Source organism: Candidatus Dactylopiibacterium carminicum, from assembly GCF_014736495.1.
In the GTDB taxonomy this organism is placed as follows: domain Bacteria; phylum Pseudomonadota; class Gammaproteobacteria; order Burkholderiales; family Rhodocyclaceae; genus Uliginosibacterium; species Uliginosibacterium carminicum.
Genome location: NZ_MDUX01000060.1, coordinates 1 through 22,167 on the forward strand (window position 1 = coordinate 1; position 22,167 = coordinate 22,167).

Genomic DNA, 22,167 nt, shown 5'->3' on the forward strand with positions numbered 1-22,167 from the left:
TGAAAAACAGTATTTCATGAAGCTCGGGGCTGTCTAGGAAACCCGGGGCGATTCATAACGAGCTTACGCGCAGGGATCAGATGATCAAGAAGTTGACGACAGAGCTCGCAAAAAAAGCGGGACGCCGCTAAAAGAAAGCCGCCTGCAGCAACTGCAGGCGGCCTTGGCGTTTCCCACTTCTCTGATAGGCAAGTGAGCCGGATCAGCCCTGCAGCAGTTGCAGCATCTGCTGCGGCAGAGCATTGGCCTGGGCCAACATTGCCGTACCCGCTTGTTGCAGGATCTGGGTACGGCTGAGGTTGGCGGTTTCTGCAGCAAAATCGGCATCAAGGATGCGACCTCGTGACGCAGAGAGGTTTTCATTGGTGGTCTGCAGGTTCGTGATCGTGGATGCGAACCGGTTCTGAATGGCACCCATGTCCGCCCGGGCCGAATTCACGGCGGTCAGGCCCTTATCCACGATCTCGAGTGCCTTCTGGGCACCGACGAATGTGGTGATGTCCAGATCCTTGGCATATACAGGGTCGGTTTCCAGGGCCCCGCCTCCAGTACCTCCTCCCAAGCCATATTCCGCCAAAGTGTTGGTGGTTCCGGTGGAGACTCCGATCGAGAAGGTTTGCCCAGCCTTGACTGAATGCAGGGTAAGCGCCCCGGTGCCCTTGTCCACTTCCGCATACACCCCGGTGACGTCCATCTTGGAGTTGATGGCATTACCCACCGAGACGCCGATATCGACAGCAGTAGCCCCGTTCTCGTACGTAACTGCAGGAATGCTGAAGATCGTCACATCTCCGGTAGTTGTCGCATCGCCGTCTGCATCAACACTGATCTGCAACCCAGACAGAGTTCCGGCCCCGGTTGTCGGGGCAAGGGTCGACACCGCAGCGCCGGTCAAGGGCGTGGCGAAGAACGAACGCCCCAGTACGTCGACATTGGCGTCAACCACGGAGTCAATGCTGATGGTCTGGCCCGCGTCAGCCCCTACCTGGAACAGTGCGCCCTTGAACGAACCATCCAGCAATTTTGTTCCGTTGAAGGTCGTCTGGTTGGCCACACGATCAATTTCAGAAATCAGCTGCTGCACTTCAGCATTGAGCGCGGCACGGTCCGACTCCGAATTGGTGGCATTGGCTGATTGCACCGCCAGTTCGCGGATGCGCTGCAGGTTATTGCCGATTTCAACCAGTGCGCCTTCTGCTGTCTGCGCCAGCGAAATGCCGTCATTGGCATTGCGCGCCGCCTGCGTCAGGCCACGAATCTGGGTAGTCATGCGCTCGGAGATTGCCAGACCGGCAGCATCATCCTTGGCACTGTTGATGCGCAGGCCGGAAGACAGGCGCTGCAGGGAGGTGGCGAGCGACCCTTGCGAGGTCGCCAGATTACGCTGGGCGTTCAGCGACGCAATGTTGGTGTTGATGGTCAAGGCCATGATCGTCTCTCCAAAGGTTGTTTGCTGGATATGCGCCGAATCATCTGTCGCCCGACTCCGGGCCTTGCCGGCCATCTCCCGCCAATCCGCGCTGGCGGATCGACTTGCCCCGTTCGTGCACAGGGTGTGCCAGTTTTCTGAAATGCCCTGTTCAAGAGGTTTTCAGCCGATTCATATGCTCATGGAGATGGTGCAGACCGAGGAAACTCTTGCCGCAATCCTGCCGGCAAACTCCGCTCATGACGGCAAACCCTGCCGCTCGGCTGCCGCCTGGCCGCCACACAGACCTTGCAGCTCAGCTAACCCTGTTGAAGCTTTGTGACACGCCGTAAACCCCGATACACAAGACCGGAACGTTCTTGAACCCCAACATTCAACGACAGACCGGCATGGAGAAACGCTTGGTTGACAAGGATTCCGGCAGGAATCCAGGTGTGGCACACGATTCGTCGTGGGCATACACCTTCATGCTTCGTGCCCCCGGATACGGAGGCGCAGCGGGCAGCCGTGCCATAGAAGGAGGCTGAAATCATGGCCATGCAACCCATTCCTACAGTGCCAAACGTGGCAACAGGCAGCCGTGGCGTCGATACCCAACAGACACGCGCGTCCGATACCACAGCCAGAGGCGTCGTATCGCCTGAGCTGGAAACGCTCAATGTGGTCCGTCAGGAACAGACCGCAGAGAATGCAGTAACGCCACAGCCCAGCCGCGCAGAAGTGGAGCGGGCCATGCAGGAAGTTCAGAACTCCCTGCCGCCGGTGGCACGAAATCTGCAGTTCTCTGTCGACGAAGAAACCGGCCGCAGCACGGCCGCAGCATCGTCAAGGTGATTGACCCCAGCACCAAGAAGGTCATCCGTCAGATGCCCAGCGAAGAGTTGCTGGCAATCACCAAGACGATCAGTGACATGCGCGGGCTCCTGCTCAAGCAGGAAGTCTGAACGCGGCCCCTGGCACAAGAGGACTCAGTCATGGCAGGCATTACATCATCGGTAGGTTTGGCCTCAGGTATTGATATTGAGGACACCATCACAAAGCTGATGGCAATCGAGAAGCGGCCGGTCACTCTGCTTGAATCCAAGAAAGAGGTGATCACGACCAAGCTGTCTTCCATGGGCTTGATCAAGAGCGCGCTGTCCGAGTTTCAGGCGGCAGCTGCTGCCATCGACTCCCGTACAGAATTTGCCGCCTATTCGGCAAGCCTTGCCGACAGCAGCATCGCGTCCGCCTCCGCGTCTTCGGCAGCCAAGGCCGGCAGCTATTCGCTCGAAGTGCAGCAACTGGCCAGCCAGCAGAAACTGGTCAGCCAATCCCAGAGCAGCAGCTTCAAGTTTGCGGACGGTACCCTCAAGCTATACGGTACTGACGGCAAGGCAATATCCATCGAGGTCAGTGCCGCCAAGGGCAATAACACCCTGGCCGGCGTCCGCGACGCCATCAACGCTTCCGGTGCCAGCGTCAACGCCAGCCTGCTCAATGACGGTACGGGCACCCGCCTAGTCATCACATCCAAGGAAACCGGCACGGCCAATGCGGTTGCCGTCCGTGGCCTGGGGCTGGACTACGGTACGGTCAATGGCGAGGCTGCGTCCACCACCGATTCCATCATTGACAGCAGCGCGACATCCGCAGCCAAGGACGCTCTCTTCAAGCTCGACGGTGTCAGCATCACACGCAGCACCAACACGGTGGCCGACTTGCTCAGTGGCGTCACGCTCAACCTGACCAAAACAAATACCGACAGTCCGACGACCCTCACGATCAAAACGGACACGGACTCGATCACCACCAAGGTGAAAGCGTTCGTCGATGCCTACAACAATCTGCAATCCGTCATCGGTACGGAAACTGCATACGATCCGACGACCAAGGCGGCAGGGGCATTGAATGGCGATGCCACCGTCCGCACGATCCAGAGCCTGCGCAGCATCGTCACCGGCATGGTTTCCGGAGATGGGGCACAGTTCCTGTCGCAGGCCGGTATCACCATGCAGAAAGATGGCACCCTGAGCATGGATACCTCCAAGTTCCAGGAAGCCCTGAAAGATCCGGATATCGATGTTGCACGACTGTTCGTGAAGGACTCCAATGCGACTGGCATAGCCAGCGCAATCAATACGCGCGTCACGGGAATGCTGAGCACGACTGGCATGTTCACCTCGCGCACAACCGGCCTGACCGACTCCAGCAATGACATCGACGACCGCATTGATGCGCTCAATACACGCATGGATGCCGTGGAAGCGCGTTATCGCGCGCAATTCACCACACTCGAGTCGACGCTTGCGAGCCTGAATACCACCAGTACTTACCTGACACAGCAGATAGAAGCGCTCTCGAGCTTCTACAAGTCCAAGTAATCATCCGGACGGGAAGAACACATGTTTGCAAGACAATCCGCTGCAGCCTACGCCCGTATCGGGGTTCAGACCAACGTTGCCACTGCCGATCCGCATCGCCTGATCCTGATGCTTTTCGATGGCGCCCTGATGGCCATCAACTCTGGAGCCGTCGCGCTGGAGAGCAAAGATGTCCAGGCCAAGATCAAACATATCGGCAAGGCCATCGAAATCATTTCCATGGGCCTCAAGGCAAGCCTGGACACCAACGCCGGTGGCGAACTGGCCCAGCGGCTCGACGCGTTGTACGACTACATGATCAACCGCCTGATCTATGCCAATGCCTTCAATACCGACGTCCCCCTGACGGAGGTAGCAGGCCTGCTACGCGATCTGCGTGACGCCTGGAGCCAGATTGGTGATGCGGTACAAACACAGGAGCAGGAAGCATGAGCACATTGGCACTGTATGAAACGATGAGCGATCTCTCGGGTCAGATGCTGGAAGCGGCCCGTGCCAATGACTGGGACGGACTGTGCGCCCTGGAGCATGAAGTGGCTTCACTACGCGATCATCTTGTACACGAGGATCCTCCCGCGCTCGCCGTGGCACTGGACGAATCCACGCGTCAGCGCAAGCTCGCACTGATCCGCAAGATCCTTGCCGATGATCGCGAGATCAGGGCTTATGCAATGCCGTGGATGGAAGATGTGAAGCACCTGCTCTCCGGCGGCGCACGGAAAAGGGCCATCAACCAGGCGTACGGGATGGGGCCTCGTTAACTATCGACTCTCCGGCGGAACGACATCACGAAAGGAGAGCGCACGGGTACAGGCATGTTTCTCTGCTGACACATGCCTGTGCATGACTTGATCGGGCAACCCGGGCTGCCTGGGAAGACCACGATGCCGGCAGGTTCCGGCTCAACGCGAGAGCGGCCATGATTCCTTTCGACCTTGCGAGCCGCGTCCGTCTCTTGCTGGACAACACCAATGTCCAGCAACTGCTGCCCAGCAATCCGCTTCCAGAGGATCTGCCGCGCTTCGAGGCCGGCCAGCGCATCATCGCTCAGATCCAGAACCCACTGCCCAACGGTACGTTCCAGGCGCTCGTGGCGGGCCGACTTCTGACCTTGGCCTTGCCCGAATCCGCCAAGAGCGGTGACACCCTTGAACTGGTGGTCACAGGGCAACGCGGTGACACCGTATTTGCCCGCCAGCAATCCGGCACGGCCAACCCGGCACAGCCGGCCGATACCAGCGGTGCGCGTCCTGCGCTGAGCCAGACCGGGCAGATCATCAGTCAATTGCTCACCGGCCGTTTTGGTGAGCCTCAGCCATTGCCACTGGCGCGTACGCCCAGCCTGCTGCCAGCCGGCGGTACCGTACCCGCCGGCGAAATTGCCCAAGTCCTGCGACAGGTCGTCAACCAGAGCGGGTTGTTCTACGAATCGCATCTGCGTCAATGGACCGACGGCAAACTACCGTTGGGCAGCCTGATGCAGGAACCTCAGGCGCAGCTCTCGCCCCAAGCGGCCAATCGCTCAACCACGCCTCAGGCTCAGACTCCCGCACAGTCCAACCCCCAGGCCACACCCGAAAGCGCTGCCAGCAGCACCAATACAACCGCTTCGCGCCTCAACAATCAGACAAACCTGCCTCCCGTTCCCGCACTGGGTGAAAACGCCGAAGCGGAATCGGCAGAAATGGCCACTGCACGCACCGCTTCGACCGAAGCGGCACGGGCTCCCGGTGGTGCGCGTATCGCCGATACCCTGATGCCACTGGTGCATCAGCAGCTGGAAGTGCTTTCCTCGCACCAGATGAGCTGGATGGGGCAAGTCTGGCCAGGCGCTTCGATGCAATGGGAGATCAACCATCCCGATCGCGATGGCCACGGAGCCCAAGAAGAAGAGGTCGAAGCCAGCCACGCGTGGCGCAGCACCGTCCGCCTGCAACTGCCGCACCTCGGCGACGTGAATGCGGATCTTGTCCTGAGCGCCCAGGGCCTGAGCCTGGAAATCACGGGTACCGAAGACGCTTCCGTTACCAGCATGCGCACTGCGGCCACAGCCCTGAAGGATGCACTTGAAGCCGCAGGCATCACCGTATTGAAGCTGCAGGTCGGTAACGATGCACGAGCCTGACCCGAATCCGCGCGCCAGTGCCGTCGCTCTGGCCTACCAGGAGGGCGACACTTCTCCCCGCGTCGTCGCCAAGGGTAATGGTCTGATCGCAGCCCAGATCATCGAGCGTGCACGAGATGCCGGAGTCTACGTACACGAGTCGAAGGAACTCGTCGCCCTGCTGATGGAAGTAGACTTGGACGAATCCATCCCGCCCAAACTGTTCATCGCCGTCGCCGAATTGCTGGCCTGGGTCTATCAGCTTGAACAAGGGTCTGAAGCACCGATCCCAAGGCCCGATGCTATAGTTCGCCCCACGCCGACGGACGCTTGATTCCCGGTCTCCAGCATCCGGCATGCCGCCGACAAGAACGATGCGCGATCAGGGATTCCGCCCCTCTGCCACCCGCAGTAAGATCCTGAAAAGGCTTCGATCCCGACCCTTCCGACCCCACCATGTCTCCATCAGCGCCTGCTGCCAACCGCATCGAGCTCCTGCACCCTGGCGAGCTTTCACGATATGCACTCAACGATGTGCGCGAAATCCGCTTTGTGCTCAAGCAGCTTGCCGCGCGGCGTGCCATGCTCACGGCCTATTACGGCGACGGGAATGATTTCATCGCGACCTGCGTGGTGGAACTGAGTACGGAAAACGACACCCTCTATATCGACGTCAGCCCGGATCAGGCACTGAACGATCGGATCCTGCGACTGGGCGCCCTGCACTGCGCAACACAGCTCGACAAGGTCAGGATCCAGTTCGAGGTGGAAGACCTGCAGATGAGCAGCTTCGAAGGTTTGCCAGCCTTCCGCGCACCTCTGCCGCAAAGCCTGCTGCGCCTGCAGCGGCGCGAATACTATCGCCTGACGGCCCCGGCCTACGACAAGCTTGAGTGCACCATTCCGCTGCCTGACGGACGCCAGACGACGTTGCGCGTCACAGATATCTCCGGTGGCGGTATCGGCATACTGGGGCCGGCCAACAGCGATTTCCTCCAGCCGGAAGCCGTCCTCGCCGACTGCCGGCTCACCTTGCCCGGCATCCCCACGACCACCGTGACCATCCGCGTATGCAACGTCTTCCGGCTCACCAACGCAGATGGCTCGCAGGGCGTCCGGGTAGGTTGCCAGTTCGTCGATCTCCCGCCCTCGGCCGCCAACGCCATCCAGCGCTACATCCTGCAGTCCGAACGCGACCGCAAGCTGCGCGAAGACTGACCCGGCGCAACCCCGGACCATCGGCTGGCTTTTTGCCGCACATCGCAGGACAATCCGGTTCCCCTCCGGCCATGCCTCCGCTTCGCCATGCCCAGCAGCCGCGCCGAAATTCCGTCTCCAGCACAGGCCCTGCCCTACATCCGCCTGTCGGTGGTCGCGGCAATCGCAACGATTACGCTGAAGTTCCTGGCCTGGTGGTTTTCTGGCTCTGTCGGCCTGCTCTCCGATGCGCTGGAATCCTTCGTCAACCTCGTCGGCGCGCTCTTCGCGCTGAGCATGCTGAGCCTCGCGGCCACGCCGCCTGACGAAGAGCACCCCTGGGGCCACAACAAGGCGGAATATTTCTCCAGCGGCTTTGAAGGCACGTTGATCTTCATGGCAGCAGGCGCCATCCTGTGGGCAGCGGTACCCCGGCTGTTCTCACCCGAACCGCTGGAAAGCCTGGGCATCGGTCTGTGGTTCTCGGTGGCCAGTACGCTGCTGAATTTCATCGTCTCCCGCATCCTCGCCAAAGCGGCCCAGCGCCTGCACTCCGTGGTGCTGGAGGCCGATGCGGCCCATCTGATGACCGATGTGTGGACTTCCATCGGAGTGCTTGCCGGCCTGCTGGCATACATGCTCACCGGCTGGCTATGGCTGGACGCCTTGCTCGCCATCCTGGTTGCACTGCACATCCTCACCGAGGGCTGGCGCCTCATGTACGGAGCCTTCAACGGGCTGATGGATCAAGCACTGGCGGATGAAGACATCGCCCTCATCGAACAGATCCTTGGTAGCTACGCGCCCGGGGGCGTGAGCTGGACCCAGCTGCGCACACGCCGTGCTGGCACCCGTCGTTTCGCCCACGTCAATATCCTGGTGCCTGGCGACTGGAGCGTGGCCAACGCGCATGACCTGCTCGACGAGATCGAATCGCGCATTGCCGGTGAAGTACACGGCACACAGGCCACCACCCATCTTGAGCCGCGCACCACCGCGGCCCGACACCTTGCAGAGGATTGAACATGCTCTACGCCCTGGCCCGCCCCCTGCTGTTTTCGCTGGACCCGGAAAAAGCCCACGATCTGGCGATCTGGGGCATGCGCAACCTTGCAGGCTGGATTCCCTGCCCCGGTTGCCGGCTGGATGATCCCGCGGAGATCATGGGGCTGCGCTTTCCGAACCGCATCGGTCTGGCTGCCGGGCTGGACAAGAACGGCGAAATCATCGAGGCGCTGGATTCCTTCGGCTTCGGCCACATCGAGATCGGCACCGTCACCCCCCGGCCGCAACCGGGCAACCCCAGACCGCGCATGTTCCGGCTCAAGGAAAGCGAAGCCATCATCAACCGCATGGGCTTCAACAATCTTGGCGTGGACAATCTCGTCGCACTGGCCAAGAAAGCCCGCCACAAGGCCGTGCTGGGCGTTTCCATCGGCAAGAATGCCGACACGCCGCTGGAACGCGCCGTCGACGATTACCTCGCCTGCCTGGAGAAGGTCTATCCCTTCGCCAGCTATATCGCGGCCAACATCTCCTCGCCCAACACCAGGAATCTGCGCCAATTGCAGGGGGAATCGGAACTCGACGGGCTGCTTGCCGCGCTAAAACGCCGCCAGACCGAACTGGCCGACCAGCATGGCCACTATGTGCCGCTCGCACTGAAGATTGCGCCAGACGTGGATGACGCCCAGCTCACCAACATTGCCGATGCCTTGCGTCGCCACCGCATCGACGGCGTGATCGCCACCAACACCACACTCGCGCGTGAAGCGGTGGCCGGCGAACGCCACGCCACGGAAACCGGTGGCCTGTCCGGCGCGCCGCTACGCCAGCGCTCCACCGCCATCGTACGCATGCTGGCGGAAAAACTCGGTGGCGAGCTGCCCGTCATCGGCGCGGGTGGCGTAATGAGCGGAGAGGACGCACGCGAAAAGATCGAGGCCGGCGCGAGCCTGGTCCAGCTCTATACCGGCTTCATCTATCGCGGCCCGGGCCTGGTGGCCGAATGCGTACGGGCTACCCGCCTCCCTCACTGAACAGCTGCCGCGGCAAAAGCGGCCAACCCCGCATACCAGCCCCAGAAACCCGACAGTGAACATGGCCTTATGCCACCTTCGCATACCCGTATAACGGTCCTATGCTTGGGAATCGAAGCCGCGCAAAGGATAATCCGCGCCAGCCACCGCCAAAGCCGTCATGACTCACTACATCTTCCTGATCATCGGCGCCGTTCTCGTCAATAACGTCGTTTTCGTGCGCATCCTGGGCCTGTGCCCCTTCCTTGGCGTTTCCAAGAAGCTGGAAACCGCCATAGGCATGGGAGCAGCCACCACCTTCGTCTTCACGCTGGCCTGTGGCTCCAGCTACCTGATCGAGCATTACCTGCTCGTGCCCTGGGATTTGGGCTATCTGCGCATCCTCGCTTTCATCGTGGTGATCGCGGCCATCGTGCAATTCACCGAACTGGTGATCCAGAAGACGAGCCCCGAACTGCAACAGGTGCTGGGCATCTACCTACCGCTGATCACCACCAATTGCGCTGTGCTCGGCATTCCACTGCTCTCCGTGGCCTATCAGCACAATTTCATGGAGGCCCTGCTCTTCGGCTTCGGCGGCGCTGCCGGTTTCAGTCTCGCACTGGTGCTCTTCGCCGGCGTGCGCGAACGCCTGGAAGGCGCAGACGTCCCCACACCCTTCAAGGGGACCCCGATCGCCCTGGTCACCGCCGGACTCATGAGCCTCGCCTTCATGGGCTTCGCCGGATTGGACAAGTACTGACATGCTGTCTGCTCTCATCGTGATGGCGGGGCTCGCCATCCTCATCGGTGCGGTGCTGGGTTTTGCCGCCCTCAAATTCAAGGTCGAGGGCGACCCACTGGTCGAAAAGATCGACGCCATCCTGCCGCAGACCCAATGCGGCCAATGCGGTTTCCCCGGCTGCAAGCCCTATGCCACGGCCATCGCCAATGGCGAGGCGGACATCAACCAGTGCCCGCCGGGAGGCGACGACGGCATCCGCAAACTGGCCGACCTGCTCGGGCGTGAATACAAACCGCTGAATGCCGAGAACGGCACCGAAAAGCCCAAGGCCGTCGCCTTCATCCACGAGGAATCTTGCATCGGCTGCACGCTATGCCTGCAGGCCTGCCCGGTGGATGCCATCGCGGGCGCGGCAAAACAGATGCATACCATCATCAGCGGCCTGTGTACCGGTTGCGAACTGTGCGTGGCACCCTGCCCCGTCGACTGCATCAGCATGGAACCCGTGACCGAGACCGTAGACACCTGGAAATGGCGCTATCCCGTCTTCCAGCTCCAGCCGCAGGGGGGACGCGCCGCATGAATGCCCTGCGCAAACTCTTCTCTTTCAATGGCGGCGTGAAGCCTGCCACGCACAAGGCCGAATCCACCCGCTCGCCCATCGTGCCGGTCAAGGACATTCCGCTGCCTCCCGCCCTCGTGCTGCCACTGCATCAAAGCGTGGGCGGCACGCCGCGCCCCACGGTAAAAATCGGCCAGCACGTCCGGCGCGGGGAGCGCATCGGCGCGGCGGACGGCTATTTCTCCTCCGCCGTGCATGCCTCCACCTCGGGCACCGTCGTTGCCATCGAACCACGCACCATGGCCCATACCTCCGGCCTGGCCATGCTCAGCGTGGTCATTGCGCCGGATGGCCGCGATGAATGGGCGGACCTCACACCACCAGACTGGCGCAACATGCCCGGCGAAGCCGTACGCGAATACCTGCGCGATGCGGGCATCGTCGGCATGGGCGGCGCGGTATTCCCCAGCCACATGAAGCTCGTCGCCGGCAGGCAGACGGCGATGAAGACCCTCGTCATCAACGGTGCGGAATGCGAGCCCTTCATCACCTGTGACGACATGCTGATGCGCGGATACGCCAGCGAGATCCTCGCTGGCGTGCTGATCATGCGCCAGTTGCTGGGTGCCGCCGAGGCCCTGGTTGGTATCGAGGACAACAAACCAGAAGCCATCGCCGCCATGCAGACCGCATGCGCGGCACTGAATGACGATGCCATCCAGATCGTGCCCGTACCCACGCGTTATCCCGCGGGTGGTGCCAAGCAGCTGATCCGCGTGCTCACCGGCATCGAAGTACCGCACGGCCAGCGCTCCACAGACTTCGGCGTGCAATGCTTCAACGTCGCCACCGCGCGCGCCATCCATGAAGCGTTGGACTACGGCCGGCCGCTCACCACGCGCGTGCTGACCGTGGCGGGCAACGTCGCCAACCCGCGCAACTACGAAATCCGCCTGGGCACGCCGATGGATTTCGTGACACGCCAGGCAGGCCTCGGCCCCGATACCGACAGCCTGATCATGGGGGGCCCGATGATGGGGCTGCGCATGCCTGCGCTGGACGTCCCCGTGGTGAAAGCCACCAACTGCATCATCGCCGGCAGCCCCGCGCTATTCCCGCCGCCGCCACCCGAAATGCCCTGCATCCGCTGCGGCGAATGCGCGCGAGCCTGCCCCACCGATCTGCAACCCTTCGAGATGTACTGGCACTCGCGCGCCAAGAACTTCGGCAAGGTGCAGGAGTACCACCTCTTCGACTGCATCGAATGCGGCTGCTGTGCCTACGTCTGCCCTTCGCACATCCCGCTCGTCGATTACTACCGTTTCTCCAAGACAGAGATCTGGGATCGCGAACGGCAAAAGGAATCTGCCGACCAGGCACGCGAGCGCTTCGAAGCGCGTAATGAACGCATCGAACGCGAAAAGCGGGAGAAGGCAGAAAAACTCGCAGCCCGCACTGCCGCCGGCCGCACCGCAGCAGCAGCCGGCAATACCGCACCGCCTGCCACCGGCAATGACGACGCAGCCAAGAAAGCGCTGATCGAAGCTGCCATGGCCCGCGCCAAGGCAAAGAAGGAAGCAGCGGCCGAAGGCAATATAGATGCCGTACCGGCCGAAAAAACCACCCAGGCGGGAATGAGCGCGGAAGACAAGCAAGCGCTGATCGATGCCGCGCTCGCCAAGGCGAAGGCCCGCCGCGAAGTTGCGGATACAGGTTCTCCCTCGCCGGAGTCAGCCCCGGAAACCAAGCCCGCGAAGAAAGAACTCTCCTCCGAGGAAAAGCAGGCGCTGGTAGACGCAGCGCTCGCCAAAGCCAAGGCACGCCGCGAAGCCGCAGGTAGCGTCACCGCCGCACCCGCAACTACGGATACGCCAGCAGCCCCGGCTGAGGACAACACGCGCTCTCCAGCAGAGGCCGCCATCGCCAAGGCAAAAGCTGCCAGGGCTGCCGGCCAGACAGCCACTGAGAAGCCTGCGAAAAAGGAACTCTCGCCCGAAGAGAAACAGGCATCTGATCGATGCGGCCCTGGCCCGTGCTCAGGCCCGGAAAGCGGCGAATGACGCAGACAAGGAGACCCAATGAGCCAAGTGGAAAACCAGATGATCCGCTGGGGCATTCTCGGCTATGCCCGTATCGCGCGCCTGCAGGTAATCCCTGCCATCCTCGCCTCCGGCAATGGTCGCGTGCATGCGCTGGCCTCGCGGGATCCGGCCAAGCTCGCCGAAGCCCAGGCCCAAGTGCCGGAGCTGACCGCCCGTGCGAGTTATGAAGAAGTGCTGCGCGACCCCGCCGTGGACGCCATTTACATCCCGCTGCCCAATTCTCTGCACAAGCATTGGGCGATTGCCGCGCTGGATGCGGGCAAACATGTGCTGTGCGAAAAGCCGCTGGCGCTGGATGCCCAGGAAGCACGCGAGATGTTCGCCGCAGCACAGCGCAATCGTCGTGTGCTGATGGAAGCCTTCATGTACCGCTATTCCGACCGCAGTCGCCAGTTGCGCGGCGTGATCGAATCCGGTGTGCTGGGCGAGGTCCGCCACGTGAACGCCAGCTTCCGCTTCTTCCTGGATCGCCCCGGCACGATCAAGATGCAGCCCGGCCTGGGCGGCGGCGCGCTCTATGACGTGGGCGTCTACCCGATCAACCTGCTGGGCCTGATCACCGGCGGAGCACTGCCGGTATCGGTCCATGCCGAGGCCGAATTCATCGATGGCGTGGACGTGAATGCGTCCGTGCTGCTGCGCTACCCTGATGGCCTGCTCGCCACGCTGCATTGCGGTTTCAACGCCTTCGGCCAGATGGGCGCCGAAATCGTCGGCACCAAGGGGCGCCTGCTGGTGCCCGATCCCTTCCTCGGGGAAGCCGGCGAATTGACACTCACCACGGCGGAAGGCACACGCGCCATCCCGGTCGCCGCCACCGAACGCTACACGGAACAGGTCCGCGAGTTCGCCGCCGCCCTGCTCGAAGGCCGTTCGCCGCAACTCACGCCGGCCGAATCGATCCGCAATCTGGAGGTGCTGGACATGATCCGCGCCAGACTGCAACGCACATGACAAAGCCAGCGTCCACCCTCAGAGGCAATGGTGCGCATGGCGCACAACGACGCACCCGCCCACCTCGTAGGGTGCGCTGTGCGCACCATTCCTCCTTCCCGATGGGCGTCATCCCGGCGCACGCCGGGATCCAGGCGGCGAAACAAAAGCCCTGGATTCCGGCATTCGCCGGAATGACGGCATTACCTCTGCATCCGCGCTGACACCATGCTCAACAACTCTCCCTACGTCCGCAGACCCGCCAGCGTCACCCGCGTGATGGGCACGGTGCTGGCTGCGCTGGTTCCGGCCATCGGCGCCTATGTCTGGCAATTCGGCCCCGCCATCCTGGGGCAGCTGCTGCTCGCCACGCTCACCGCGCTGGCCTGTGAAGCAGCCATGCTGGCGGCACGCGGCAAGCCGCTGCGCCTGTTTCTCACCGACCTGTCGGTGGTGGTCACTGCCTGGCTGATCGCCTTGGCCTTTCCCGCCACAGCCCCCTGGTGGCTGGTGGTGAGCGGCACGGCCATCGCCGTCGTGGTGGCCAAGCATCTGTATGGCGGACTGGGACAGAACACCTTCAACCCCGCCATGGTGGCCTATGCCGTGATGCTGGTCGCCTTTCCGGCGCTGATGAGCCAATGGCCCTCGGCGCTGCCGGACGCGATCACCTCCGCCACGCCGCTGGATGCCCTGCGCACCGGACTGCGTGAGGCCGGCGCCAGTGTCGCCAGCGTACGCGCCGATGGCAGCGTCTTCGGCAGCCTGGCCGGGCGCGGCTGGGAATGGCTCGCGCTGGCCTACCTGATCGGTGGTCTGCTGCTGATCCAGCAACGCATCATCACCTGGCACATCCCGGTGGGCTTCATCCTTGCCCTGGCGGCAATCTCGGGGGCGTTCTGGCTGGCCGACAGCGCCCGTTACGCCTCACCGGTATTCCATCTGGCTGCGGGCGGCAGCATGCTCGGTGCCTTCTTCATCTTCACCGACCCGGTCTCTGCCAGCACAACACCACGCGGCAAGCTCATCTACGCCGCCGCGGCCGCGCTGCTGGTCTATCTGATCCGGGTCTTCGGCGCCTATCCTGACGGCGTGGCTTTCGCCACGCTGCTGATGAACATTCTCGTTCCCCTGATCGACATGAAGACCCAGCCTCCCGTCTTCGGTCACAAGGGTGACAACAAGGTCTGAGAAGGAAAGTCATGTTTACAGGCATCGTCAAAGGGGTGGCCGAGGTCATCGCCATCGATCGCAAGCAAGGGCTGCTCATGCTGGAGCTGGCCTTTCCCGAAGGATTCGACACCGGCATCGAGATCGGCGCCAGCGTGGCCGTGGATGGTTGTTGTCTCACCGTCACCTCGCACCGCCCGGGCCGGGCCGTGTTCGACGTGATGCAGGAAAGCCTCGCCCGCACCACCTTGCTGACGCTGGACGCAGGCAGCCGGATCAATGTCGAACGCGCAGCCCGCGACGGTGCCGAGATCGGTGGTCACCCGCTCTCCGGCCACATCGATTGCACAGCACGCATCGCTGCCATCGACAGCCCGGAGAACAACAAGGTGATGCGTTTCCAGCTCGACCCGGAATGGTCGCGCTACGTCTTCGCCAAGGGCTACATCGCCGTCAATGGCTGCAGCCTCACCGTGTCGGACATGGACCGTGCCAGCCACAGCTTCTCGGTATGGTTCATCCCCGAAACCCTGCGTGCCACCACCTTCGATGAAAAGCAGGTAGGCCAGCACGTGAATCTGGAGATCGACCGCGCCACCCAGGTCACCGTCGACAGCATCCGGGGCTACCTCGAAGAACGCCTCGGCCCGCTGCTGCCCCGCCTCGAGGCCTTGCTGGGTGCCGAAGGCCTGGATCAGCTGACCGCTTTGCCCCAACCCGGCAAATCCATCACGCAAGACAAGCCATGAGCGAACCCACGCTACCCCCGCTGGCACCCCCTACAGCCTTCGGCCTGTCGGTACGCACCGCGCTGACCATGCTCGCCTTCACGATGGCGTTCACCGCGCTGATGGCCGGCACCTATCTCGCTACGCGCGACACCATCGATGCCAGCGCCGAGCAGGAAAAGCTTCGCCTGATCAACGACATCCTGCCGCCCGTGAGCTACGACAACGCGCTGCTGCGCGATGCCGTGACGCTGGACACCGCGCCCGAACTCGGTCTTCCCAAGGGCGCCACGATCTGGCGCGCACGCAAGGGCGATGCACCGGTGGCACTGGTGATGGAAGCCGTCGCCCCGGATGGCTACTCCGGCAAGATCCGCCTGGTGCTGGCTGTGATGCACGATGGCAGCCTTGGTGGCGTACGTGTCGTGGAGCATCGTGAAACACCGGGTCTTGGCGATTACATCGATCCGAAGAAGGACAAGAACAAGACCGCGCCCTGGATCGGCCAGTTCGCCGCGCTGGCCGGCAGCGACTGGAAAGTCCGCAAGGATGGCGGTGCGATCGAATACCGCGCCGGTGCCACCATCTCGGCACGCGCCGTCACCAACGCAGTAGCCCGCGCCGCAGCCTTCGCGCGGGCCGATCAGGATCGGCTCTTCAGGCAGGGAGTGCAGCCATGAGCAGCTACAACTATCGCGACATCTTCTGGAATGGTTTCTGGCGGCAGAACACCGGGCTGGCCCAATTGCTCGGCCTGTGCCCGATCCTGGCGGTATCCACCAGCTTCATCAACGGCGTCAGTCTCGCCATCGCCACCATCCTGGTGATGGCGATGTCCAACGCCACCGTTTCGCTGCTGCGCAACCTCATCCCCTACGAAATCCGCATCCCGGTGTTCATCCTCATCATCGCCGCACTGGTCACCGTGCTGGATCTGACAATGAACGCCTGGCTGCATGAACTCTATCTGGTGCTGGGCATCTTCGTGCCACTGATCACCACCAACTGCATCGTGCTCGCCCGTGTGGAAGCCTATGCCGCCAAGAACCCCGCCCTGCCCTCGGCAGTGGACGGCGCAGCCATGGGCGTGGGGCTGATGCTGGTGCTCGCCATCCTCGGCGGCACGCGCGAAGTGCTCGGCACAGGCCATCTTTTTGCCGGTATCGAAATGATCATCCCCGGAGCCCAGGCCATCCAGGTGCTGCCGGCCGACTATCCCGGTTTCCTCTTCGCCATCCTGCCCCCCGGCGCCTTCATCGCGCTGGCATGCCTGATCGCTGCCAAGAACTGGTACGAAGCCCGCCAAAAACACGCACAGCTGCAAGAAAAGATTGGCGGCGTGCCGGCCCACCACCATTCCTGAGGTCCCTGTACAGGATCTTCGGGATAACGGCGTACAGCGCCTGCGGACGCGCCCGATCAACGCGTCCGCAGTACCTGCTGGCCGGCATCTCGCGGCAACCGCGCACAATCCACCAGGGCCAGCAAGGCCAGCCCTGCCACCAGCCAAAAGGCCAGGCGGAAATCTCCTGCCGCCACCAAGCCAGTCCCGGTGCCACGAGCCTGCCCGGCAATCGCCAGCGCCAACGCGCCAAAGGCGATCCCCATGCCAGCATTCATCTGCTGCAACACGGAAAACAAGGTCGTGGCGTCACGCATCTGGGGAGATGGCACATCGGCAAAACCGATGGTATTGAGCGCGGTGAACTGCATCGAGCGCGTCAGGCCCGTCAGGAACAGCAGCACGGCCAACCAGGTGTAAGGGGTTTCTGCCGTCAGCAGACCGCAGGCGGCAAAGCCCGCGACGACCAACAGACCATTGCCCAGCAGGACACGCCGGAAGCCGAAGCGATTCATGATCCAGGTAGTGGCCGGTTTCATGCACAGATTGCCGGCGAACAGCCACAACAGCAGCGAACCGGCCTGCACCGCACTTCAGCCGAATCCCAACTGGAACATCAGTGGCAACAAAAAAGGCGCGGTGCCGATCGCCGTACGGAACATCGACCCGCCCACCGCAGTGACGCGGAAGGTCGCGATCCTCAAGGGCGACAGGGCAAACAAGGGCCGTTCGCTGCGGCGCAGATGGATCGAGGAGAGTCCCAACAGAAGCACGCCGGCCATCAGTGACAGGCTCCACGCCCATGCGGAAAGATCGGTACGGCTTGCCAGCTCGATTCCGACCATGAAAAGCGTAAAGCCCAGGCCGGTGAGCAAGAAACCGGTAGCGTCGAAACGCCCTACCGGGCTGCCCTCATTGCGTACCAACACGAAGGTGCCCATCAGCGCGACGATCCCCAGGGGCAGATTCAGCAGGAATATCCAGTGCCAGCTCCAGTACGTGCTGATCCATCCACCAAGCGGCGGGCCGAGAATCGGGGCCACCAGCGCGGGCCAGGTCAGGATCGCTATGGCGCGCACGATGCCCTCCTTCGGCGTATCGCGCAGCACCACCAGCCGCCCGACCGGCACCATCATCGCGCCACCGATGCCCTGCAGCGTACGCGCCAGGGTGAAGCCGGACACGCTCTCGCTGAGGGCACAAAGCAGGGATGCCAACGTGAACAGCACGATTGCCGTGGCGAACACACGCCGTGCGCCGAAGCGGTCCGCAGCCCAACCGCTGACCGGGATGAACACCGTCAACGCGACCAGATACGCGGATACACCGACCGACAAGTGTGCGGGCAAGGCGCCAAAATCCCGCGCCATCGTGGGCAACGAGGTGGCGATGACGGTGGCGCCCAGGTTCTCCATGAAGAAAGTGGCCGCCACCAGCAAGGCCGTGGCACTTCGGCGATCAACGCTCATCGGGAAAAATCAGATCGGTACGCATGACGGCATACCCTGCACCGAAGAAAAGACCAGCCTTGAGCGCAGGGAGCGCCGTGCGCACCATCACGCTGCGCTGGCCTGTTCCAGACCGGCAAGATCCTCCGCATCCAGCCGCAACGCGGCAGCCCGGGCGAAGCTTTCCACATGTGCGCGTCGGGTGGCGCTGGCAATCGGTGCGCTCACACCACTGCGGGCGATCAGCCAGGCGAGCGCCACTTCGGCCGGTGCGGCCTCATGTCTGGCAGCCACAAGATCGAGCGCCGCGAGTATCTTCAGGCCGCGCGCATCCAGATACTTGCCGATGCCCGCGCCACGCGCGCTCTGCCCCAGATCTTCAGTGGAGCGGTACTTGCCGGAGAGAAAACCGGAGGCAAGGCTGTAATAGGTGACCACGCCGACTCCCTGCGCGATGCACAGATCGCGCAATGCGCCATCGAAACGGCTGCGGTCATACAGGTTGTATTCCGGCTGCAGCACCTGATAAGCCGGCAGACCATGCAGCTTCGAAACATCCAGCGCCTTGCCCAGTTGCGTGGCGTCGAGATTGGACGCTCCGATGCTGCGGATCTTCCCCGTCTTCAACAGCTTGTCGTAGGCCCCCAGTGTTTCCTCGTAGGGCGTGGCATCGGGCCAGTGGGAGAAGTACAGATCGATACAATCGATCCCCAGGCGCGTGAGCGAATCCTCCACGGCCTGCAGGATCCATTTTTCCGACAGCCCTTTGTGGCCGGGCACACCCATGTCCGAACCGACCTTGGTAAAGATCTTCACCTTGTCGCGCATGCCCGGCCTGGCCTTCAGCCAGCGCCCGATAATGGTTTCCGACTCGCCGCCACGATTGCCAGGCGCCCAGGCTGAATAGACATCGGCGGTATCGATGGCGTCGAAGCCCAGATCCACGAAGACATCCAGCACATCGAAGCTGGACTTCTCGTCGATGGTCCAGCCGAACACGTTGCCACCGAAGACGATGGGAGAGATGGCCAGGCCGGTACGGCCCAGAAGACGTTTTTCCATGAGTTTGTCCTTTACAAGAAACGGATGCGGGAGCCCCGCCATCGGCGCTGCGCGCTTCAGAACCTGAACAGGTTCTCAGACGATGTCGTCAACCACGCCACCATCCACACGCAGGGCAGCACCCGAAGTCGCCGACGCCTGTGTGGAGCAGACATAAACCACCATATTGGCCACCTCTTCCACGCTGGCCGCACGCTGGATTACCGAACTGGGCCGATGGGTCATCACGAATTCGCGTGCCAGCGCTTCGAGCGGTTTGGCGGTACGCGCGACTTCATCCTTCATCATCTCGGCAAAACCATCCGAGATCGTCGGGCCGGGCAGCACAGCATTCACCGTCACGCCGCTGCCGGCCACCCGCTTGGCAAGGCCGCGCGAAAGCGCCAGTTGCGCGGTCTTGGAAACACCGTAGTGCACCATATCCGCCGGAATGTTGCGCGCGGACTCCGAGGAGATGAACACCACGCGCCCCCAGCGCCGCGACACCATGCCTGGCAGCAGCGCGCGCGAAAGACGCACGCCGCTCATCACATTGGTCTGCCAGTACTGTTCCCAGGTGGCGTCATCGGTCTCGAAGAAATCCAGCGGCCCGAAGATGCCCGCGTTATTAACCAGAATGTCCACCTCGGGCAAGGCATCGAGCAGGTGCTGCACGCCTGCATCACTGCCCAGATCCGCAGCGACGCCCCGCAGTTGCACCCCCGGTACCGCCGCCAGCAGTTTCGCGGACGCACGCGCAAGGCTGTCTTCACTGCGCCCGTTGAGGATCACGCGGGCGCCGCTGGCGGCAAGCCCCTGGGCGATGGCGAAACCGATACCGCCTGTAGAGGCGGTCACCAGGGCAGACTTGCCGGAAAGATCGATCTTCATGGGGTTGGCTCCTTCATATCGGGGGAATTCAGCGCGGCGCGGGACGAAACATCGCCGGCCACCAGGCAGACACAACAGGTCTTGAGCTTATGATTGTCTTGCGGTGAAATAAATGGCCACCACAGGAATGAACTGTTTTCGGATTGGACAACAAAACACTCATCACCGACCTCGGTCTGCTGCACCTGTTCGTCAAGGTTGTCGCCCATGGCAGCCTTTCAGGCGCCGCGCGCGAACTGAACATCAGCCTGCCACTGGCCATTCGGCGCCTGCGCCAGCTGGAAACGCTGCTGGGCGTACGTCTGCTGCAACGGACCACGCGACGCCAATCGCTGACCGAAGAAGGTCAGCTCCTCTATCAGCATGCACTGCAGATCCTCGACGAGCTGGCCAGCGTCGAACAGCGCCTCTCCCAGAGCCGGGAAGCGATTGTGGGGCCCCTGCGCATCACAGCGCCTGTCGAACTGGGGAGACGCTACATCGCTCCACTGCTGGCGGATTTCTGCACCGCTCACCCGGGCCTGAACATCCAGTTGCAACTGACCGACACGGTGCTCGACCTGATCGAATCCGGCATGGACGTCGCCATCCGCTACGGCGCTCTGCAGGACTCCTCATTCATTTCGCGCCCGCTGGCGCCCAACCATCGCATTCTGTGTGCCGCGCCGGACTATCTGCGCCGCCGTGGCACGCCCACGCACCCCGGCGAACTGTCCCGCCACGATTGCCTGCTGATCGGGCAGCAATTCCAGGCGGACTGGCGCTTCGAAGGCGATGCGCCGGTCACCGTGCGCATCACCGCCACGCTGGCCGCCAACGACGGCGAGGTGGTACATGGCTGGGCCCTGGCGGGTTACGGCATCGCACGCAAATCGATCTGGGATGTCTTCGAGGATCTGGCCAGCGGCCGTCTGGTACAGATACTGCCGCGATATCCGATCCCTGCCACACCGCTGCATGCCGTCTATCCTCACAGCCGTCATCTCGCCCCACGCATCCGGGCGCTTCTCGACTACCTCGGCCCGCATCTGTCGAACCTGTACAAGGCACGCCGCGACAGCGCCCGCACACCACGCCCATGAAACGACGCAGAGCCCTGCCAGACCTCAGCTGCTCCTGCTCCCTTGAGGGGAAGAAGGTAGCCGCCGGGTGACGTGCAGGCACGATCAACGAGGAAGCCCACGGATTGCACCGCGCGCCCTCTCCCGGCCCTGCGGGCCACCCCCTCTCCCCCGGCAGGGGGAGGGTAAAGGCAGGTGTCGCGTCAGAACTGAGGCTCAAAATTATCCAAGTGAACAGTATTGCCGCCGACCGGCAATAATGAGCCCTCAAAACAAGCCACGAATCACGGAGCCCGATCTTGCCCCGCCTGATGACCAAAACCCAGATCGGTGAAGCCTTCGCCCGCTGGCAAGCCGCCAATCTGCATCCGGTCACCGAACTGGAATACGAAACCCCATTCCAGTTGCTGGTGGCCGTCGTGCTCTCGGCGCAGGCCACCGACAAGGGCGTGAATCTCGCCACGCGCAAGCTGTTTCCCGCGGCGCCCACGCCGGAAGCCATGGTCACGCTGGGGGAGGCCGGCATCGCCGGATACATCAAGACCATCGGCCTGTATCGCAACAAGGCCAAGAACGTCGCCCAGCTCTCCTGGCAATTGCTGGAACGCCACGCCGGCGAGGTTCCACGCTCGCGCGAAGCGCTCGAAGCCCTGCCCGGCGTGGGCCGCAAGACCGCCAACGTAGTACTCAACGCACTCTGGCGCGAACCTGTGATGGCCGTCGACACACACATATTCCGCGTATCCAACCGCATGGGGCTAGCCCCGGGCAAAGACGTACGCGCCGTGGAAGACGCACTGATACGCCGCGTGCCGAGCGAATACCTGGTCGACGCCCACCATTGGCTGATCCTGCACGGCCGCTATACCTGCATCGCACGCAAACCGAAATGCAGTGAATGTCTCGTACGCGATCTCTGTCAAAGCCTGGAAAAGACCGACATCCCCTTGCCGTAGGGTGCGCCATGCGCACCAAGCTCCGACACCCGACACCCGACACCCGACACCCGACACCCGACACCCGACACCAAATG

Annotated in this window: 25 protein-coding genes; 20 read left to right on the forward strand and 5 right to left on the reverse strand. The window is 62.6% G+C overall.

All coding sequences use genetic code 11. The annotated features are described in order from the left end of the window. Positions 1 to 202: 202 nt before the first annotated feature. Complete coding sequence (locus BGI27_RS14760; RefSeq protein WP_095525594.1) at positions 203 to 1,429, reverse strand: flagellin; 1,227 nt, start codon at positions 1,427 to 1,429, stop codon at positions 203 to 205. Positions 1,430 to 1,960: 531 nt separating this feature from the next. On the opposite strand from BGI27_RS14760, the gene BGI27_RS14765 reads away from it, so the two are divergent. The 18 genes from BGI27_RS14765 (at position 1,961) to rsxE (ending at position 16,714) form a co-directional block, all read left to right on the forward strand. After that, complete coding sequence (locus BGI27_RS14765; RefSeq protein ID WP_095525595.1) at positions 1,961 to 2,263, forward strand: flagellar protein FlaG; 303 nt, start codon at positions 1,961 to 1,963, stop codon at positions 2,261 to 2,263. Next, a complete protein-coding gene (locus BGI27_RS18565; protein WP_170942959.1) occupies positions 2,260 to 2,373 on the forward strand; it encodes a flagellar protein FlaG in 114 nt (37 codons plus the stop codon). The genes BGI27_RS14765 and BGI27_RS18565 overlap by 4 nt, the downstream gene beginning before the upstream one ends. Positions 2,374 to 2,403: 30 nt before the next feature. Continuing rightward, entirely contained in the window at positions 2,404 to 3,792 is a 1,389-nt protein-coding gene (gene fliD / locus BGI27_RS14775) for a flagellar filament capping protein FliD (protein ID WP_095525597.1), read from the forward strand. Positions 3,793 to 3,813: 21 nt separating this feature from the next. Continuing rightward, the gene (gene fliS, locus BGI27_RS14780) at positions 3,814 to 4,224 is read left to right on the forward strand and encodes a flagellar export chaperone FliS (protein ID WP_095525598.1); all 411 of its coding nucleotides are present in this window, start codon (positions 3,814 to 3,816) and stop codon (positions 4,222 to 4,224) included. Then, on the forward strand, positions 4,221 to 4,553 hold the full coding sequence (locus BGI27_RS14785; RefSeq protein WP_223871826.1) for a flagellar protein FliT: 333 nt from the start codon (positions 4,221 to 4,223) through the stop codon (positions 4,551 to 4,553). The genes fliS and BGI27_RS14785 overlap by 4 nt, the downstream gene beginning before the upstream one ends. A gap of 158 nt (positions 4,554 to 4,711) precedes the next feature. Beyond that, positions 4,712 to 5,917: a flagellar hook-length control protein FliK gene (gene fliK / locus BGI27_RS14790; protein WP_095525599.1), complete on the forward strand. Its 1,206-nt coding sequence runs from the start codon at positions 4,712 to 4,714 to the stop codon at positions 5,915 to 5,917. Then, positions 5,904 to 6,230 carry an EscU/YscU/HrcU family type III secretion system export apparatus switch protein gene (locus tag BGI27_RS14795; RefSeq protein WP_095525600.1) on the forward strand — a complete coding sequence of 109 codons (327 nt, stop codon included), beginning with the start codon at positions 5,904 to 5,906 and terminating at the stop codon, positions 6,228 to 6,230. The genes fliK and BGI27_RS14795 overlap by 14 nt, the downstream gene beginning before the upstream one ends. A 122-nt stretch (positions 6,231 to 6,352) precedes the next feature. Next, entirely contained in the window at positions 6,353 to 7,114 is a 762-nt protein-coding gene (locus BGI27_RS14800; RefSeq protein ID WP_095525601.1) for a flagellar brake protein, read from the forward strand. Positions 7,115 to 7,201: 87 nt separating this feature from the next. Continuing rightward, on the forward strand, positions 7,202 to 8,116 hold the full coding sequence (locus BGI27_RS14805; RefSeq protein ID WP_095525602.1) for a cation diffusion facilitator family transporter: 915 nt from the start codon (positions 7,202 to 7,204) through the stop codon (positions 8,114 to 8,116). A gap of 2 nt (positions 8,117 to 8,118) precedes the next feature. Further along, the gene (locus BGI27_RS14810) at positions 8,119 to 9,132 is read left to right on the forward strand and encodes a quinone-dependent dihydroorotate dehydrogenase (RefSeq protein ID WP_095525603.1); all 1,014 of its coding nucleotides are present in this window, start codon (positions 8,119 to 8,121) and stop codon (positions 9,130 to 9,132) included. 160 nt (positions 9,133 to 9,292) lie between these two features. After that, positions 9,293 to 9,874, forward strand: a complete 582-nt coding sequence (gene rsxA / locus BGI27_RS14815; protein ID WP_095525604.1) for an electron transport complex subunit RsxA — start codon at positions 9,293 to 9,295, stop codon at positions 9,872 to 9,874. Position 9,875: 1 nt separating this feature from the next. Further along, positions 9,876 to 10,439, forward strand: coding sequence for an electron transport complex subunit RsxB (rsxB, locus tag BGI27_RS14820; RefSeq protein WP_095525605.1), 564 nt, complete (start codon positions 9,876 to 9,878; stop codon positions 10,437 to 10,439). After that, positions 10,436 to 12,478: an electron transport complex subunit RsxC gene (gene rsxC, locus BGI27_RS14825; RefSeq protein WP_095525606.1), complete on the forward strand. Its 2,043-nt coding sequence runs from the start codon at positions 10,436 to 10,438 to the stop codon at positions 12,476 to 12,478. Before rsxB ends, rsxC begins: the two co-directional genes overlap by 4 nt. Before the next feature lie 18 nt (positions 12,479 to 12,496). Continuing rightward, positions 12,497 to 13,474 (forward strand): Gfo/Idh/MocA family protein, encoded by a 978-nt coding sequence (locus BGI27_RS14830; protein WP_170942957.1) that lies wholly within the window; start codon positions 12,497 to 12,499, stop codon positions 13,472 to 13,474. Between the two features lie 207 nt (positions 13,475 to 13,681). Continuing rightward, a complete protein-coding gene (locus BGI27_RS14835) occupies positions 13,682 to 14,644 on the forward strand; it encodes an RnfABCDGE type electron transport complex subunit D (RefSeq protein ID WP_095525607.1) in 963 nt (320 codons plus the stop codon). Positions 14,645 to 14,655: 11 nt separating this feature from the next. Further along, entirely contained in the window at positions 14,656 to 15,372 is a 717-nt protein-coding gene (locus BGI27_RS14840) for a riboflavin synthase subunit alpha (RefSeq protein ID WP_095525608.1), read from the forward strand. After that, positions 15,369 to 16,031 carry an RnfABCDGE type electron transport complex subunit G gene (locus tag BGI27_RS14845; RefSeq protein WP_095525609.1) on the forward strand — a complete coding sequence of 221 codons (663 nt, stop codon included), beginning with the start codon at positions 15,369 to 15,371 and terminating at the stop codon, positions 16,029 to 16,031. The genes BGI27_RS14840 and BGI27_RS14845 overlap by 4 nt, the downstream gene beginning before the upstream one ends. Continuing rightward, on the forward strand, positions 16,028 to 16,714 hold the full coding sequence (gene rsxE, locus BGI27_RS14850; RefSeq protein ID WP_095525610.1) for an electron transport complex subunit RsxE: 687 nt from the start codon (positions 16,028 to 16,030) through the stop codon (positions 16,712 to 16,714). Before BGI27_RS14845 ends, rsxE begins: the two co-directional genes overlap by 4 nt. 56 nt (positions 16,715 to 16,770) lie before the next feature. Here rsxE and BGI27_RS18230 read toward each other — a convergent pair whose 3' ends face one another. From BGI27_RS18230 to BGI27_RS14865, 4 genes are all read right to left on the reverse strand, one after another. Next, complete coding sequence (locus BGI27_RS18230; RefSeq protein ID WP_317984302.1) at positions 16,771 to 17,280, reverse strand: MFS transporter; 510 nt, start codon at positions 17,278 to 17,280, stop codon at positions 16,771 to 16,773. A gap of 6 nt (positions 17,281 to 17,286) precedes the next feature. Further along, on the reverse strand, positions 17,287 to 18,162 hold the full coding sequence (locus BGI27_RS18235) for an MFS transporter (protein ID WP_223871828.1): 876 nt from the start codon (positions 18,160 to 18,162) through the stop codon (positions 17,287 to 17,289). Between the two features lie 87 nt (positions 18,163 to 18,249). Then, the gene (locus tag BGI27_RS14860; RefSeq protein WP_095525611.1) at positions 18,250 to 19,203 is read right to left on the reverse strand and encodes an aldo/keto reductase; all 954 of its coding nucleotides are present in this window, start codon (positions 19,201 to 19,203) and stop codon (positions 18,250 to 18,252) included. A gap of 75 nt (positions 19,204 to 19,278) precedes the next feature. After that, complete coding sequence (locus tag BGI27_RS14865; protein ID WP_095525612.1) at positions 19,279 to 20,073, reverse strand: SDR family NAD(P)-dependent oxidoreductase; 795 nt, start codon at positions 20,071 to 20,073, stop codon at positions 19,279 to 19,281. Positions 20,074 to 20,216: 143 nt separating this feature from the next. On the opposite strand from BGI27_RS14865, the gene BGI27_RS14870 reads away from it, so the two are divergent. Next, complete coding sequence (locus tag BGI27_RS14870) at positions 20,217 to 21,155, forward strand: LysR family transcriptional regulator (protein WP_095525613.1); 939 nt, start codon at positions 20,217 to 20,219, stop codon at positions 21,153 to 21,155. A gap of 290 nt (positions 21,156 to 21,445) precedes the next feature. Continuing rightward, on the forward strand, positions 21,446 to 22,090 hold the full coding sequence (gene nth / locus BGI27_RS14875; protein ID WP_095525614.1) for an endonuclease III: 645 nt from the start codon (positions 21,446 to 21,448) through the stop codon (positions 22,088 to 22,090). The last annotated feature ends 77 nt before the right edge of the window (positions 22,091 to 22,167 follow it).